Source organism: uncultured Parabacteroides sp. (assembly GCF_947855115.1).
GTDB lineage: Bacteria > Bacteroidota > Bacteroidia > Bacteroidales > Tannerellaceae > Parabacteroides.
Window position 1 is genome coordinate 33430 of the sequence record NZ_CANTZW010000004.1, and the last position, 18245, is coordinate 51674.

Here is an 18245-nt window from a genome sequence, read left to right on the forward strand (position 1 = left end):
TTATAGATACCTTCGGCACAAAGACGCGAAAAATTAGATGCCTTCGATATGTTTAATAGCCATAGTTTCTCCTTTCTGCGAGGCCCCGACCAACCTTTCCTTCGAGATTTCCACCGAAGTCTGTATGAATTCCGGGACATTAAAGGAAAATAGGGAGCGTTCGTAATAATCCGGAGAAGCTTGTGGCAGCAAGAAGGGTTTACCGCATTTCCCCGCCTCGTCCACGTGTACTAAATACGGACGTGTGAAAAGCCCGTCTTCCCGCCGGCTGGAAAAGACGAACCAGCGGCTATCGCTACTCCAAGAATGATAACTTTCCACATCGGGGCTATTCACCCCCGGCAAAGAATCGACCGCACCGGTAGATAAGTCCAGCATATATAAGTCCGCGTCCTTATGCCAAATAGAGAAGTTGCCATAATCGGACACCGTATAAAGCAGTCGTTTTCCATCTGGGGAAACTCTCGGGAACTTGGCACTTCGCCCCGTTTCCCTCGCGTTATACAAGGTATCCACTTGGGTCCCGAGCGAACCGTTTTCCGGATCAAAGGCGATACGTAGCAGGTTATACCGTACCTCCCGGTAATCTTCCGGCATGCGGACCGAATCCGCCGAGCAAAACAACAGATAGTCGCCATCCGGGGTAAAAGCGGGAAATGTCTCGTAACACGCCTTGGAAGCCAATAAGGGCGAACTAAAAACCCTTTCCTTTTCCGTGTCATAGATCAACACGTCCGACTCCACGTCATACACCTCAATCCGGTTCTTATCGGATAGGTGGAAGTCTTGATGGGTCTCGTTAGTAGAGAACGCGACATACCGGCCGGAAGGATGCCAATAGGGATAAACGAACGAAGACGGCTTGCCATCTCGTTCCAACGTTATCTTCTTTACCTGCCGGTGATCGATCAGGTAGGTTCCATCGTGCGCTCCCCGTTGGTGAAAAAGCATTTGTTCTCCTTGTCGCTCACAAAAGGCATGGCAGTTCATACAACTGTTATTTGTCGATTGATTATCCAGAACAGACTTTTCAACATAGTTTTCAACACATCGTTGATAAATCCCCATCTCATTCCACATCCGATATCCGGGGAATATACGGCGGTACGCCAAATAAGCATCCACGGAATCTGCCGATACATAGATCGGGAAATCCATTCGTTTCCAATGACTTTCATTTTCCCGGAAATAAACTGTCACATCAATCTGCTTTCCTTGCGCATCATGCGACAATTCCTTCCAATCCGATTCCGGCAGATCGAAAATTCCATTATCGGCCGCAATTATCAACTCCTTATTGATAGTTTTCAACCGAGTTATCCCCTGTAGTTGTTGATCGACTAATTTGAAATTGGGCGGGGCGATATTTACCGGCACGGTAACTTCCCTGTAATCCGGAAACAGATCTGTCTCCCCCGGTTCAGCCAGTGAGGGTATCTCCGGCCTACAGGCCGAGAGTTCCAAAAGACAACCTATAATCATCCAATAGACAAACAACCGTTTCATCGCTCTTCTCCTTTAAATATCTTGAAATAATAATAAAACCAATAGGTATCCCCAAACCGCCGATAAATCGAAGGCATATCCAGTTGACCGGCAGATCGCTTCAAGACTTGCTTGAACTCCCGGTATCGGGCCGCGACTTCCGGCTGTACAGGATAAGCGGGAAGCGACACGCTATCCTTGTCTGCCAACAACAACCCGGCCTCTTGAAAATGCCGTGGTATCGATTCTCCTTCCCCGGAAGGTGTCTCTTCCAAGAATCGCCCGAACGCATCCAGTCTCTTATCCAACAAATAATAACATCCCCGGTATTCCCAACCGATCCGGTTTTCCGGAAGATTGTATCCGTTCCATAAAGAATCGGCCGGTACGGACAAGGAAAGCAGATCTTTCTCCTCCCCCGGTATATTTTTACCGCTCAACTCCGGATCTTCATCCATTCGCTCCGGATGGATCAGGTAAACGGCGTATCGTTTCGCCCAGTCTCTATAGAAGGGCATAGCGGCTAGCAGACCCAAGTATTTACGGGCCAGTTCCACCTCTCCCTTGATCAGGCTTATTTGCACGAGGCGTTGCATCATACGAGCGCTTCCTTTACGTTTAGCTTGCGTGAACCCGTCCATCGCGAAACTTTCCGATAAAGCCAGATCGCCAACGAGAAAATGGATATCACTCAATAAGCGATCCATATAAAAGGTTTGATTCCAATCCGCACGCAGGCTCTTAACTCCTTTTTGGTCAAATGCGAACATTCGATCCGCCAGTTCCCCCTTTTGTGCCAAAGCCATGTTTAAGTAGTTCAGACTGGCATAATTATGGATCGATTTACCCCGATACTTATTGATTATGGCATCCCACTGCCTCTCGCGTGCCAAAAAGGAAAGCTCGTCGAGCATCATACGTTGCGCATGCCAAGGTTCCGGCAAACAGAATCGTAAGGATACAAGCATCGTTATCAGGCAAAAAACGAATATCCCCCGATCCAACCACCGGTGTTCCTTACTGATTACCAGCAAGCCAAAAGCGAGCAAACCAACGCCGGCAACCAATAGCGTAAAGAGAATCCATACATGATATATATAATAATCCGGCAGTCGCTGAATCTCCAAGTATTCTTCCGGCATCCATCCTTCGTACAATGGAACAGGAATGTTTAACCTCCCACTGAACAAACAGATAAAGAGCACCGGCAACAAGCAAGTAGCAGCGGCCCATTTCTCCCGCGATGTTTTATACGCGAACAAGGCGAACAGCGTATACAAAACGGCATAACAAACCGAAAGAAGCCCGGCCAACCAGGTTAAAACAAATGTCGAGATAATTCCATACCCGGCTATACTCATGGGATGCTTATGTTGGGTACTGAACGCAAAAAGCAAGGTTAAAAGCATCAAAAATATTCCAACCGTTCCGTCTACCAAGTATTCACCGTGGATACTCATTTTAACCAAATACAAAACAGGCGGCAAAGACAGGAATAACAGGTATCCTTTGTCTGAGAAACAACGCAGCAGCCGATAAATCATAAATCCACAACCTACCAACATCGCCGTTAGAATAGTAATCGCCAACATAGGTTGCCGATAATATTGGATGATCCATTGCCCCGCAACCGCGCAAAATCCACCCGGCCGGGGAAAAAATTCCCGGATATACCACCACTCCGGGACAAACAATTGCATCTCCTCCTGACGGACAAACAAAAACACGCCGAAAAGAAGGAAGTAATAAAAGATAGCGGCAGCCCCAAAAGACCAGAAAAGAGCTTGCTTCCAATTCATAAATCAATCCATCTAACAGAACAAGACAGAGAACGTACGTATCACATTCCCTGTCTTGCCTTCCAGTTTATAACTTGTCAAAATTAATATCCCGGGTTTTGCTCCAGCAACGGATTCGCGCTCAAGTTCGAATAGTGGATCGGATAACGATTATACTTCGTATCATTCGTTGCTTTATGATCCCACCAGTCTTCCGTAACATAAGCGTTCCAACGGATCAGATCGGTACGGCGGCGGCCTTCGCGCAAGAACTCTTGCAGCCATTCTTTCAACATACGGTATTTATCCAGATTGGCAACCGTCACAGGGTCCGGATCATTGCCCCCTTCAAAGTTCCGTTTACGGATCGAATTGATAATATCGGCAGCACCTTGCTTATCTCCTAAGCGCATCTTACACTCGGCCAATGTATAATAGATCTCGGTAAGACGGACAAACGGACAATCAGGGTTAAATCTTTCTTTATATTCATCTTGATTCGGTAGCGGACTGAACTTAATCACACGGACACCGGAGTTTTCCTCAGCGTCAGCGATCGTAGAGGGAACATCTTTAGCGCTGGCATAAGTAAGACCGATCTGACTCAAGTGACCGATCTGATCTACTACATTTAGTACCTTCCCGGCATATTCACGAGCACCCAAGCATTTATAATCCGGGAAATCCGGATTTTGAAGCTCACCTACAATAAACATTCCACGATACTTCCTTGCACCTTCATATACATATTCCTGCTTACGGATATCCTTATCATTGAAACTCTCATAAGGGTTACCAACGTTGAATTTATAAAGATTTCCTTCCGGATCACGGCTCGGATTCAAACATAAACCGTTGTTACCACCGGCATCCTGCAAACCTCCCAAGAAATCCTTGAAATTGTAAGGCAAAGTGAAAGCAGTCAGACCACCATCCGTCTCACCTTTCGCATTCTCGCTAGGAACAGTCCAAATAATCTCCGGGCAAGTCTCATTTCCCCAACCGAAGATCTCCGTGAAATGATCCGCTAACGCATATTGCCCATATTTACCATCAATAATATCTTGACAGAGCTTAGCAGTCTCTTCATACATAGGTTCGCCGATATAAGATTCCGCATTGAAGTACAAGCGTACTTTCAAAGCCGCGGCAACCGCTTGATGGATAATATTCGTCTCAGCTTCACCCAAAGTAGTCTTTACAGGCAGGTTCGGCATTGCCACGTTCAACAACGAATCAATGAAATTAAAAGTCTCCAAATCGGTAGAACGTCCTTTTACATCTTCTTTTGTCGAGGTATATAATGGCATGCCACCAAACATATCCAAGCCATCCAAATAGAAAGAAGCAGCCAACACGTTCAACTGATTAATCATTGATGTCCGATCTTCCTCTGTCAGTCCCACAGCCTCAAAATCCACATCTGTCAAATCCTCTAAAGCGCTCCAAGCCTGAGCCACGCCCATGGTAGTTAAATCCCAGCCATCTTTTGTCGGGTTCATATCATCCGTATAATGATGATGGTGTAAATTTTGGTAAACCGCACCATCAAACCAGTCATTACCACGGGTCGGTACACACATTGCGTCCGTTCCTAATTCTTGAAGCCTGATACGGCTATCATTGTGAGCCACCCACCAACGCCAATGAGTAAACGGACGGTTGAAACGAGACCAGACAGCGTCAGAGTTTGTATAATAAGTTTCAGGAACGACTTGCGAGTAGAATGTCGGATCAACATCACAAGACGTACCGAGTAATAAACAGGAAACACCTGCCAATAACCAATTTGTTATCTTGTTATTTTTCATTTTGCATAGATTTTTTAGAATGATACCTGAATACCTAAAGTATATGTACGAACAATCGGGTCGCAATTCCATACTTTATCCACACCACCTTGCCAGCCGGTAACATCTACTTCCGGATTATATCCGCTATAACCCGTAATAGTCGCCACATTACCTACCGTTCCGTATACACGCAATCGATCTGCCCACTTCGTATATTTACTCAGCGATAATGTATAACCCAATGTTATCGCATCGATCTTCAAGAAAGAGCCACCTTCCAAAAAGTAATCGCACAGTTGTTTCACACCGCGTATCTTGTTATATTTCTCATCGTTGACAGCCGGTTTCCACAGATTCCACTGACCAGCGCCACTCTGCCCTTGAATACCCAAATACATCGGATAGGTATTATACACATCGAAACCAATCCAGCTACGCATATTAATTCCTAAGTCGAAATTCTTATATGTGAATGTATTGTTCCATCCAAGCATCACTTTCGGAAGATAATTACCGATATATTGCTTATCATTATCGGTTTTCTCTGCCGCAGGAATTACCTCTCCGTCTTTATTATAAAGTAAGAAATCACCTTCCTCATCAAAACCCGCGAATTTCCAGATATAGAAAGCTCCGATCTCGGCATTGTCCTGTATACGGGAGGCATCGCCCGGCCAACCTGGTTCGTCAAAGGCATTACCATTCATGTAGGTACCATCGCCCCACATAGACAATATCTTTCCGGAGTTATGACTCATGTTCAAGTTTGAAGTCCATGTGAAATCCTTCGAACGGATAACATCACCTCCAACCTCAAACTCCCAACCTTTACTTTCCATCTCGCCAATATTCTGCCATTGTTTTCCATTGGGATAAGGTGGTTGAGGAACGTTTACCTCATAGATCATACCATCGATCTTACGACGATAATAATCGAACTTACCATACAACCGATTTCCAAAGAAGGTGTAATCCAAACCGATATTCCATTCTTTCTTCTCTTCCCATCCCAAATAAGGGTTCACGTTGGAAGTAGGCCCATAGGTATAAGCCCAGTTTCCATTCGGCAACATCCAGTAAGCGTCGGAACTCAAGGTATTCGCCATATAAGAGGCGTCGAAATCATTGTTACCGGTTACACCATAACCGAAACGTACCTTCAAGTCATCAATCCATGATACATCTTTCAAGAAATTCTCGTTCGAGATGCGCCATCCTCCAGACAACGCCCAGAAATTACCCCAACGATTATCGGCGGCGAACTTGGAAGATCCTTCATGACGCAAGGTAGCCGTCACCATATACTTATCATTATAAGAATAATTAGCACGTGCATATAACGCAAACAAGCGTTCCGTTATATTTTTAGAGGAAGACATCGCAGCTTTACCATCCGTCAGGTAAGATCCCTTACCTATATCCCAATACTTCACGCCTTCCACTTGGAAATTATAGTTATCCGCATTGAATTTCTCACCGTTCTTCTCAAAGAATGAGTAACCTGCAACCGCATTCAAGCTATGGCCTCCCTTAAATTCCTTAACATAAGAGAAATAACCCTCAGATGTCAGGTGCTCGGTCTTTTCAAAGTGTAGTTGAGCCCAACCCGTACGGTTGTTTGTCACCTCATCTCTATGGTAACGAGAACGGAATTGATGTAATTCCCATTGACGGTTCTCATATCCTAAAGTCTGCGTATAACTCAACCCCTCAATCGGCTTGATATTCAATTTCATGGTTACTTCCGGCTTAAACCATTTATCCAGACCCTCGTAGTCGGTCAGCATACGATCAGCAACAATATTATAATCCAGTGTCTCACCGGTCCATACATTATAGCCGCTATCACTATCCGGGTCAAAAGGTGAGCGAGTCGGATTATTATACAAGGCTTGTTTAAAGTTAGCCTTCTTATCCTCATCCTTAGCGTCGGATGTACGGGAAGTCTGGCGATAATCCACGATAGGACGAATCTCCAACCAGCCATCGAACAATTTGAAATTGGCGTTCAAGCGACCACCATAATCCCGGCGGTTATCCTTGATCGTGATACCCTCGTTAGTCTCATAGAAAAATGAAGTATATACTTGCGCATTCTCCGTACCTAACTCCAAAGAAAGGTGATGTTTCTGCGAGAAGTTGTCTTTTTGCAACAAAGCATCCCACCAATCGGCATCCTGTCCATAATCTGTAATATTTACGTCCGTACGTTGACGATACTCATCAGCAGACATCATGTCCGGCTTACCATAATTCTGTTTCTTGGATAACTCGGTACTATAATTCAATTTCACTTTTCCATTCGTATTAGACCCACTCTTCGTCGTAATCAAGATCACGCCCGAAGCTGCCCGTGTACCGTAAATAGCACCAGCGGAAGCATCTTTCAATACATCGATAGACTTAATATCATCTTGATTCAAGGCACGTATATCACCACCAGGGAAACCGTCAACAACGATCAACGGCTGTTTACCGGAGTTGATTGAGGTCAATCCACGTAACTGAATCGTAGTCTCTGCGTTAGCGCTTCCGTTATTCTGCAAAATCAAGCCACTGATCTTTCCTTGCAGAGAGGCGGTGATATCGGAACCACCTACACCCTTCATCATGTCGCCGGCGGACAATGAAGTGACGGAGCTGGTTACCTGTTTCTTTTCCATGGTACCGTATCCTACCACTACAACCTCATCCAACTTCTGTGAATCCTCCGCCAAAGAGACACTGATAACACTTTGATTGTTCACCGGGATCTCCTTGGTCACATAACCGATATAAGAGATCTCCAAGATAGCGTTTGCGGGCACATCTTGCAGTGTGACCGAACCGTTCATGTCCGTCACGTTACCAATGGTCGTACCTTTCACGACAACATTAGCACCAATCAGCTCACCCATCGCATCTGAAACCTTAACCGTGATTGTCTTACCTTTCTGGGTAACGGATTCTACTTTCGGCCCATAGCTGGAAGTCAGTTCTACCGAGGCCTGCATATGCGCTGAGGCCATAAATAGCAATCCCGTGGTAAGTAACGCCGCACTTGGCTTAAACAAGCCAAATTGCATTTGCTTGTTCTTCTTACAACATTTCTCCATCGTCTTTTTAAATGGTAATTAATTATTTAGAGATTAACAATTAAAACGTATATCAAACTTCATGATCACTCCCTAATGATCATTGTCTATAAAAACGACTAGTCTAAACGATCAATTATTTTAGTCGTTTGCAAAGGTACATATTTCTTTAATTTATGCAATCTTTAGGATATATTTTTTTATTTCTTATTCGCTTTTCTGTCAATTGTATAGCATATCCCCCACGATAAAAACGAATCTTCCGTGGAACACTTTTTAAACTCCACTGAAAACGCAAGATTTAGACGATCGTTTAAACCAGCCGTTTTATATAGCAATAATTTTTTCCTTACATCTGCCATTATATATAGATAACACATATTATTTATATCTTTTTTGTTAAAATAACAGATAGCCGAATTATTTCTAACCCATTTTCATTTACTTTATAGGCAGAATCAATAACCACTCGATATGGACATACAAATTATAGATACCGGTTATTTTTACGCCGACGGAGGAGCCATGTTTGGCGCGATACCTAAAACAGCCTGGAGCCGCCGCTATCCAAGCGACGAGGCCAATGGATGCGTACTGGCTATGCGCAGCCTGCTTATAAGAACGGACGATGAACGTATCATATTGATAGACAATGGATGCGGGAACAAACATCTGAAATCGTTGAGTTACTACCGTTTCTTTAAATTGATCGACCTTGGCGAGAAATTACGAGAGTTGAATATCCAGCCGGAAATGATCACGGACGTAATCCTTACCCATCTCCATTTCGATCATTGCGGTTATACGACACAGAAAGACGAATCCGACGGGAGCTTATTCCTTTCTTTCCCCAACGCTACACATTGGGTAAGCCGCAAGCAATGGGAGAATTTCCTTCATCCGAACGCCCTAGAGAAAGACTCCTATTTCATGGAAAACATGCAAGCCGTAGTGAATGCGGGGTTATTAGAGTTGGTAGACACAGACACGTTACTCTGCCCGCAAATAGAGCTTCGTCTTTACGATGGACACACGCCGGGACAGATCGCCCCTTATATCCATACTCCAGAGCGAACGTTCGTTTTCGCCGGCGATGTCATCCCCCTGGTAGCCAGTGTATCCCCGGAATGGATATCCGCTTACGACACCTGTCCGCTCATTTCCTATGACGAGAAAATCCGTATGCTGGAAGAAGCTGTCCGGGAGGAACAAGCCATCATCTATTGCCACGATGCCTACACCCTTTGCACGACCGTGAAAAAGGTAAATACGTATTATAAAAAACATGTACGTGTTTCTTTGAAAACATGTACGACTTTCCGATAAAACACGTACATGTTTTTTTCCATGGAAAATTCACGGAAAAATACGGTATTCCGGAACGTGTGGCACGGGATATTTTGGGTATTATATATTAATGTATAGACAAATCTCATTATCTTTGGACGATGATACCGAATCTATTATTGTTTCACATACTAAATTCTAAACAGATGAACAAACTAAACAAACTGGCGCTAGTCCTGACGCTTTGCGCGGGAATGTCCGCTTGCTCCGGTGGTAAGGCCGTAAAAGGAGATTACGGAATCGTTCCTTTGCCACGAGAGATTACATTGGCAAATGGAAATCCTTTCGTCTTAACCCCGTCCACAAAGATCATTTATCCGGAAGGAAACGAGAAAATGGAGAAAAACGCCCGGTTCCTCTCCTCTTACATCCAGGAAATCACAGGATATGAGCTGGGGATCTCGACCGGCCAAGCCGGAAAAGGGATCAACCTCGTTATCGACCAAAGTATCCAGAACCCGGAAGGATACCAATTGACAGTCACGGACAAGGGAATACGGATCGCAGGAAGCACGGATGCCGGCGTATTTTATGGAATCCAGACCTTGCGTAAATCGATCCCGGCTACCGCCCAAGGGCTGAACGTGGAGCTGCCGGCCGCGACGATCAAAGACTACCCCCGTTTCGCCTATAGAGGTATGATGCTGGATGTCAGCCGCCATTTCTTTCCGGTAGATTCGGTAAAGACCTATATCGACATCCTGGCTTTGCACAACCAGAATACGTTTCATTGGCATCTCTCCGACGATCAAGGTTGGCGTATAGAGATAAAGAAATACCCGGAACTGACCCAGATAGGTTCCAAACGCAAGGAGACCGTGATCGGTCGTAACTCCGGAAAATACGATGGGATCGAATACGGCGGTTTCTACACGCAAGACCAGATACGCGATGTCATCGAATACGCGGCACAACGCCATATCACGATCATTCCCGAAATCGATATGCCGGGCCATCAACTGGCGGCATTGGCAACCTACCCGGAACTGGGTTGTACGGGAGGCCCTTATGAGGTATGGGGCCAATGGGGCGTAGCCGACGACGTAATTTGCGCCGGCAACGAGAAGGCGATGCAGTTCCTGGAAGATGTATTGAGCGAGGTAATCGATCTTTTCCCCTCGAAATACATCCACGTGGGTGGAGACGAATGCCCGAAAATACGTTGGGAGAAATGCCCGAAATGCCAAGCCCGCATCAAAGCGGAAGGAATCAAGGGAGATAGCAGGCACTCGGCCGAGGAATATCTGCAAAGCTACGTGATCTCGCGCATGGAGAAGTTCGTGGAAAGCAAAGGCCGCCACATCATCGGCTGGGACGAGATACTGGAAGGCGGGCTAGCCCCGAACGCCACGGTGATGAGTTGGCGAGGTATGGCCGGAGGACAGGAGGCCGCCCGGCAGAAGCATAACGTGGTGATGTCTCCGAACACCTACGTATATCTGGATTATTATCAATCCTCCGATACTGAGCTGGAGCCATTTGGCATCGGCGGTTATTTGCCGCTGGAAAAGGTATATTCCTTCGAGCCGACAGATGGCATCGCTCCCGAAGACCAGAAATACGTGGTCGGCGCCCAGGCGAATTTATGGACGGAATACATCCCGACATTCTCGCACGTGGAATATATGATTCTTCCCCGCATCGACGCGGTCGCCGATATCCAATGGAGCGATCCTTCCCAAAAGGATTACCAGACCTTCTTGCCCCGGGTAGCCCGCATGACCGAGTTATACGACCGCCTAGGTTATAATTACGCAAGACATATCTTCGATATCAACGCTACCTTGACAACCAATACGGAAAACGGCACACTCGACATCACCTTGGAAAAACTAGGAGAAGGTGATATCCATTATACGACAGACGGCAGCGAGCCTACGGCCGCCAGCCCGAGATACGAAGGCCCCGTGCAAATCAAGGAAAACTGCGATTTCAAAGCTGTGGTTATCCGCCCGACCGGAAAGAGCCGCGTATTCTCCGAGGAAATCTTTTTCAACCTGGCGACAATGAAACCCATCACTCTAAAAGAAGAGCCGAGTAACGGATACGCATTCAAAGGCGCCCAAGTCTTGGTAAACGGATTACGCGGCGGCGATAACTATAAAACGGGCCACTGGCTAGGTTTCCAAGGGAAAGACCTGGATGCCACGATCGACCTAAAGGAACCGGCCGAGATCCAGAAAGTCTCTTTCAACACCAACGTGGTGAAAGGAGACTGGATCATGGGAGCTTCTGCCGTAACCGTAAAGGTGTCCGACGATGGAAAGGATTTCAAGGAGATCGCTTCCAAGGCAATCCCGGAATTAACCCAGAACGATAAAGACGGCATTTACCCGCAAGAAATAACGTTCGCCCCGGTAAAAGCCCGTTATGTGGAAGTGATCATCAAAAGCAGTAAACTTCCTAAATGGCATGGCGGGGCAGGAAGCCCGGCTTTCTTGTTCGTGGATGAGATAGAAATCAAATAACAAGATATCATGATGAACAAAAACATCTTAATCCTCTCGGCCTTATGCTCGTGTTGCTCGCTCTGGGCCGACGAAGTAACCGTGCAACACTATAAGTATGCCGGGCCTTACGAGGTAAAAAAACCGTTCTTGGCAGATAGCCTAGACGTAAATAGTAAAAAGTTTACCGAGAAGGAGTTGTTGAATACGACCGTTCCTTTCTGTAATCTCGCCCAAAGCGGAAAAACGATCGACGCTTCTGCCTCCGGAGAACTGACCTTACCGACAGCGGCATCCCCATATGCGCTACATCTGGTCTCCTTCTATCTAAATAGCGATCGTTACGTAAAAGGCACGTTGACGATCAACGGTCCCGAGATATCGGAGGTCTATGTAGACGGACAACCGCAAAAACTCGCTAAAGGAGAGACTTCACTGACGCTAGAGCCTCGCCGTTATGAGGTCGTGATCAAATACCTCTCGGAAAACAATCAGGCGAGCACCCTAAAAGCCTCCTTCCACACGGACAACGAGGCCGTGGTAACCGCTACGACCAATCCGGAAAAACGCTATACGCTAAGCGATGTGTTTGACGGGAGGAGGATTCAATCCGCAAGCCTGTCTCCGAACGGTAAATATGTCATCGTATCGTATCAAGAGACATTACCCGGAGGAGAACAGACCTCGTTCACCCAAATAATAGACAAAGCAAGCGGAGCGGTCTTAGTCGAGAATGGACAAGACCTGCGCTGGATGCCCAAGAGCAACCTGGCGTATTACACCAGAAAGGGCATGAAAGGAACCGAGCTAGTTACCCTAAACCCGATCGACAAGCAAGAAAAAATTCTCGCGAATCAGTTGCCCGAAGGTTCATTCAATTTCGGCCCCACGGAAGAGTACCTGTTATTCACGATCCGGGAAAAAGGGCCGCAAGAACGAAAAGAGATCCAAGAGATATTGGTTCCGGACGATCGCCAACCGGGATGGCGAAACCGTATGTTTATCCATAAGTACGATTTACAAACCGGTTTGTTCCAGCGGCTCACTTACGGACATACCTCCACTTATATCAACGATGTATCCCCAGACGGGCGTTACTTGCTTTTCAGCCGCAGGGAACCGAACCTGACGGAACGGCCTTTCTCACGTACCTATATATATAAGATGGATCTTCAAACCATGCAAGTAGACACCCTGATCAAAGGAGAGAAATTCGTAGGCCGAGCTGTTTTCTCCCCGGATGCCACACAGCTATTGATCAGCGCTTCCGGTGAGGCGTTCAACGGCATCGGCTTGAAGATCAAGAAAGGCCAGACCTCCAATACGAGCGACGGGCAATTATTCCTATACAACCTAGCGGATCAAAGCATCAAGCCACTTACTAAAGATTTCGACCCGTCTGTCGATTCCTACGAGTGGAACGTGTTCGACAAGCAAGTTTATATAGCGGCCAAGGATAAAGACCGGGTATGTCTATACAGCCTGAATCCTTCCGACGGGAAAATCAGGCAACTCCAAGGAAAAGAAGATGTCATCTCCGATTACTCCATCGCAAGCCAAGCGCCGGAAATGGTGTATTACGGGTTAAGCGCTTCCAACTCCCAACGTCTTTACAGCTATAACCTGAATAACGAAGCCTCCTCCTGCCTTATCGACTTGTCTAAGGAGTTGCTAAAGGACGTAACCCTGGGAGAAGTCCAAGACTGGAATTTTGTTTCTGCCCAAGGCGATACGATCTACGGACGTTTCTACCTACCCCCTCATTTCGATCCAAACAAGAAATATCCGATGATCGTCAATTACTATGGAGGCACGACACCTACGGCCCGGGTATTGGAAAGCCGTTACCCTTCGCATGTATACGCCGCCTTAGGATACGTTGTCTATATCATACAGCCTAGCGGCGCTACCGGATTTGGCCAAGAGTTCTCCGCACGACATGTAAACGCATGGGGAAAACTCACTGCCGACGAGATTATCGAAGGCACGAAGAAGTTCTGTAAAGCCCATCCGTTTGTCAATACGAAGAAAATCGGTTGCATGGGAGCTTCCTACGGAGGTTTCATGACTCAATATCTACAAACCAAGACGGATATATTCGCCGCAGCCATGTCTCACGCCGGCATCAGCGATATTACCAGCTATTGGGGAGAAGGGTATTGGGGATATTCTTACAGCTCATTAGCCAGCGCAAACAGCTATCCTTGGAACGCCCGCGACATGTATACGTTGCAAAGCCCGCTGTTTAACGCGGATAAAATCAACACACCGATCTTATTCCTGCACGGTACGGCAGACACGAATGTTCCAATCGGGGAAAGTATTCAAATGTTTACGGCCCTGAAGCTATTGGGTAAACCTACAGCTTTCGTACAGGTAGAAGGAGAGAACCATCATATATTGGATTATGATAAACGTATTTTGTGGAATCATACGATTTATGCGTGGTTTGCCAAATGGTTGAAAGATCAACCGGAATGGTGGGACGCTTTATATCCTCCAAAAAGCTTATAAATATTAAATGACGATATAAAAAACTACATTTTTTAAGAGTATCTTGCGAAAGATACTCTTTTTTTCATCTTATGATTACCTATGGGTGGGAAAAATGACGTAGTCTTCGAAGAACTAAATCTAAATGCCGTATATTATTCATTAATTATTGAAAATATCACAATAATTTATTAAATCAATATTTAAAATCTGCGTCTATAATCTTTCATTGTTATATTTACAACGAGCTATTTTATTAACAGATCAGCGGCAAATGTAAATAAACTATTCATGACAACAAAACATTTTGACAATAAAAATAAAATTAATCATCACTTTGTTAAGATTCTTATCTACAACTAATATATTAAATTAAGATATAATTAGCCTATTATATAAAATATAAACAATATTATTATTAACGTTAGCCCTTAGTAATTTCAAGAAGGGGAAACCTAGTACTCCACACCCATGCGAATCCATTGCTTTTCACCATCGAAAAATGAATAACACGTAAATTATCGCAACCTGATAGTATCCATCAAAACCTTTGCTTAAGAAACCCTCCGGCTTTTATCAAGGCCTCTTCCACAAAGTTCTTCGAAAACTATGTCAAATCGCCAAACAACTGGGATTAACTGTAACGATCTATTTATTAACAAATTAAACAAAAAGTATGCGTCTATGAAAAGGTTGACTTATCTCTTACTATACTTATTTGCAAGTATAGCTTTTGCAACGGCTCAGATCACAAAGGTAGCCGGCACGGTTATCTCCGCGGATGATGATGGACCTATCATCGGGGCCTCTATCGTAGTAGCAGGTACTACTACCGGTACGGTAACCGACTACAATGGAGCATTCACATTGGATGTCCCTACCAGCGCGAAAAAGCTAATCATCTCTTACATCGGCATGAAATCTGTCGAAGTGGCGATAAAGCCGATCATTAAAGTAGCCATGGAGTCTGACTCGCAGAACTTGAAAGAAATCGTGGTTGTCGGCTACGGTACACAGAAAAAGAAAGATGTGACAAGTTCTATCGCCAAGGTCGGAGGAGAAGACTTGAGTAATCTTGTTTCTCCTTCCTTTGATACACAATTAGCGGGACGCGCCGCAGGTGTACAAGTAACGACCCCGAATGGCGTACTTGGTAGTGGGCCTCAGTTCAAGGTTCGCGGTATGAGTACTATCAGTTCCAGCTCACAGCCTCTTTTTATTGTTGACGGTATGCCTATCTCTACCGGCGATAACTCGGATGGTAAAACCGGCTTAGGACAGCTATATGCTAATTATAACTCCATGTCCGATATCAACCCCAACGATATTGAGTCTGTAGAGATATTAAAAGATGGAGCGGCTACCGCTATCTATGGTTCCCGCGCGGCGAATGGTGTTGTATTAATCACCACTAAAAAAGGTTCCAAAGGACGCACAAGGGTAACGTACGATGGCTATGTCAGCGCTGCCAGCCCCGCAAAATTACACGACCTGCTCGGAGCGAAGGACTTTGTAACTATCGCCAACGAAAAGAAAGAGAATTTCGGAGAAAAAGGATTAGCCGTATACGATCCTAACGGCCCGGATACAAACTGGAATGACTACATTTTCCGCACAGGATTCCAACATAACCATAATGTGGCCGCCAGCGGAGGTACGGACAAAAGCCAATATTATGTATCACTCGGCTTCACGGAGCAAGAAGGTATCGTTCGTGCCAACGATCTAAATCGTCTATCCTTGAAAGCGGATTTGACCCAACAGGCAACCAAATGGCTGCGTATCGGCTTAAACGGGCAAATGACCCGTACCAAGATAAACGGAGTAATGAACAGTGAGAACTCTTTAGGCGGTGTCGGCTTCGCTGGAACCCGGATGCTTCCCAACGTAGCCGTATACAACCCGGATGATCCAACCGGATATAATATCGACGCGGAAAGCAGAAAGACATTAGGACGCGGAAGTAACCTCTCCTATATCGACAATGGTATCCAGAATATCGTATGGGCGCTAGACAACAACGTTAACCGCACACAAAACACACGTGCCCTGGGCGGTGGTTGGGCTGAGATTACATTTATGGATGGCCTTACCTTCAAGACTCAGGCGAGTTTAGACATCTCCAACGTAAAAGATTATATGTACTGGGATTCCGAGTCCGGAGACGGATATGGCCGAAAAGGATTGATCGAAGACGTTGCCACGACATACGAGACATGGAACTGGCAGAATATATTGAACTTCAACCGTACTTTTAATGCTTTGCATAACGTAAGCGCTACCGCTGTCCAAGAGTATACGCATACAGAATACGAATATACAGACGCATCTGTCCAGCAATTATCCGACCGTTTCTTCAACGACCATATCATTTCCAACACGTTTGGAATAAAAGATGTCAATGGTTACAAATCGTTTAACGGCTTGGCATCCTATATGTTCCGTGCGAACTATAACTACGATAGTAAATATTACATCGGAGCTTCTATTCGTTACGATGGTTTATCCAGCTTACCGGAAGAAACTCGCTGGGGTGCGTTCTGGGGAACTTCTGTCGCTTGGCGTTTGTCTCGTGAGAACTTCTGGAAAAACGCTTCTATCAACGAATGGTTTAATGATTTGCGCATCCGTGCCAGCTACGCTACATTAGGCAACTCCAGTTTAGGCAGTGATTTCCCATACTTAGGAACGTATGGAGCCAAATTATATGGCAGTCAATCCGCGATCGCGTGGAAACGAATGGGAAACAACGAATTAAAATGGGAGTCTACCGAGACCTTCGACATTGGCCTGGATGGTGCTCTTTTCAACAATCGTTTAACGTTCGAGCTCGCTTACTGGCAGAAGAACTCCAAAGACTTAGTCCTGGAAGTTCCGACACCACCGACAATGGGTATCCCTTACAACTCTTATTATGACAATATCGGCAAAGTAAAGAATTCCGGATTTGAGCTAACCGTAGGTGGAACCATCATCACCACGAAAGATTGGAACTGGCACTCAGACCTTAATTTCTCTACAGTGAAAAACACCGTAAAATCGCTGTATGGAGGAACAGATATCATTGATGAATATACGATTATCCGCGAGGGAGAATCTTACAAATCACTCTATGGATATGATTATTATGGTGTAAACGCAGTGAATGGTAATCCCATCTGGCGTAAAGCCGACGGAGCGCTGGTACAATTCGATACATTCGACACAAAAGATTATGTGGAGTATGACCCGGCAAATCCATCCGACGTATCAAAATCATCCTCGTTAGACGCGGAGGATCGCAAGGTATTAGGATCATCCATGCCTACTTGGTATGGAGGATGGAACAATACCGTTACATTCAGGAACTTCGACTTAAACATATTCTTCCGCTTCTCCGGAGGTAATAAGATCATGAACGCCAGCCGCCAAAGCTCCTTGATGAATATGGACTTCAGCAATAATGGCACTGAAATCTTGGGCCGTTGGATCTCACAAGAGCAACCCGGTGACGGAATCACGCCTAGAATCGCTTATAACATGTCTGATGTATTATTTAATAGCGGATATACGGATTCTCATTTCGTAGAGAATGGTAATTACTTAAAGCTATCGAATCTCTCTTTAGGTTACACATTGCCAAAATCTGCCTTAGACGCTATCAAGATGACGAAGATCCGTGTCTATGTACAAGCTCAGAACTTGTTCACGATCACAGGATACTCCGGCTTAGACCCTGAGACAAACAGCCGCTTGGGTGTAGACTGGAATGGTATGCCTCAACAACGTTCGTTTACTTTCGGCGCAAATATTACATTCTAAGATCAAGAACATAAATCATTTGAAAAT

Annotated in this window: 8 protein-coding genes; 4 read left to right on the forward strand and 4 right to left on the reverse strand. The window is 45.4% G+C overall.

The window, feature by feature from the left end:
• Nucleotides 1-33: 33 nt before the first annotated feature.
• From Q0110_RS04640 to Q0110_RS04655, 4 genes are all read right to left on the reverse strand, one after another.
• A complete protein-coding gene (locus tag Q0110_RS04640; RefSeq protein ID WP_297903287.1) occupies nt 34-1506 on the reverse strand; it encodes a hypothetical protein in 1473 nt (490 codons plus the stop codon).
• Nucleotides 1503-3284, reverse strand: coding sequence for a DUF6057 family protein (locus tag Q0110_RS04645; RefSeq protein WP_297903290.1), 1782 nt, complete (start codon nt 3282-3284; stop codon nt 1503-1505). Before Q0110_RS04645 ends, Q0110_RS04640 begins: the two co-directional genes overlap by 4 nt.
• Nucleotides 3285-3367: 83 nt before the next feature.
• Nucleotides 3368-5074: a RagB/SusD family nutrient uptake outer membrane protein gene (locus tag Q0110_RS04650; RefSeq protein WP_297903293.1), complete on the reverse strand. Its 1707-nt coding sequence runs from the start codon at nt 5072-5074 to the stop codon at nt 3368-3370.
• A 14-nt stretch (nt 5075-5088) separates the two neighbouring features.
• On the reverse strand, nt 5089-8151 hold the full coding sequence (locus Q0110_RS04655; protein ID WP_297903296.1) for a SusC/RagA family TonB-linked outer membrane protein: 3063 nt from the start codon (nt 8149-8151) through the stop codon (nt 5089-5091).
• 453 nt (nt 8152-8604) lie between these two features.
• Here Q0110_RS04655 and Q0110_RS04660 point away from each other — a divergent pair, with 453 nt between their 5' ends.
• The 4 genes from Q0110_RS04660 to Q0110_RS04675 all read left to right on the forward strand — a co-directional run bounded on the left by Q0110_RS04660 (nt 8605) and on the right by Q0110_RS04675 (nt 18218).
• Nucleotides 8605-9456, forward strand: a complete 852-nt coding sequence (locus Q0110_RS04660) for an MBL fold metallo-hydrolase (protein ID WP_297903299.1) — start codon at nt 8605-8607, stop codon at nt 9454-9456.
• Between the two features lie 167 nt (nt 9457-9623).
• Complete coding sequence (locus Q0110_RS04665; protein WP_297903302.1) at nt 9624-11945, forward strand: glycoside hydrolase family 20 protein; 2322 nt, start codon at nt 9624-9626, stop codon at nt 11943-11945.
• 9 nt (nt 11946-11954) lie between these two features.
• Nucleotides 11955-14438, forward strand: a complete 2484-nt coding sequence (locus Q0110_RS04670; RefSeq protein WP_297903305.1) for a prolyl oligopeptidase family serine peptidase — start codon at nt 11955-11957, stop codon at nt 14436-14438.
• 663 nt (nt 14439-15101) lie between these two features.
• Nucleotides 15102-18218 carry a TonB-dependent receptor gene (locus Q0110_RS04675; RefSeq protein WP_297903308.1) on the forward strand — a complete coding sequence of 1039 codons (3117 nt, stop codon included), beginning with the start codon at nt 15102-15104 and terminating at the stop codon, nt 18216-18218.
• Nucleotides 18219-18245 lie beyond the last annotated feature (27 nt).

Excerpts from the sequence above, each read along its gene's own strand:
- Q0110_RS04640 (WP_297903287.1), bottom strand. The coding sequence starts at position 1,506 with ATGAAACGGTTGTTTGTCTATTGGATGATTATAGGTTGTCTTTTGGAA.
- Q0110_RS04645 (WP_297903290.1), bottom strand. The coding sequence starts at position 3,284 with ATGAATTGGAAGCAAGCTCTTTTCTGGTCTTTTGGGGCTGCCGCTATC.
- Q0110_RS04650 (WP_297903293.1), bottom strand. The coding sequence starts at position 5,074 with ATGAAAAATAACAAGATAACAAATTGGTTATTGGCAGGTGTTTCCTGT.
- Q0110_RS04655 (WP_297903296.1), bottom strand. The coding sequence starts at position 8,151 with ATGGAGAAATGTTGTAAGAAGAACAAGCAAATGCAATTTGGCTTGTTT.
- Q0110_RS04660 (WP_297903299.1), top strand. The coding sequence starts at position 8,605 with ATGGACATACAAATTATAGATACCGGTTATTTTTACGCCGACGGAGGA.
- Q0110_RS04665 (WP_297903302.1), top strand. The coding sequence starts at position 9,624 with ATGAACAAACTAAACAAACTGGCGCTAGTCCTGACGCTTTGCGCGGGA.
- Q0110_RS04670 (WP_297903305.1), top strand. The coding sequence starts at position 11,955 with ATGATGAACAAAAACATCTTAATCCTCTCGGCCTTATGCTCGTGTTGC.
- Q0110_RS04675 (WP_297903308.1), top strand. The coding sequence starts at position 15,102 with ATGAAAAGGTTGACTTATCTCTTACTATACTTATTTGCAAGTATAGCT.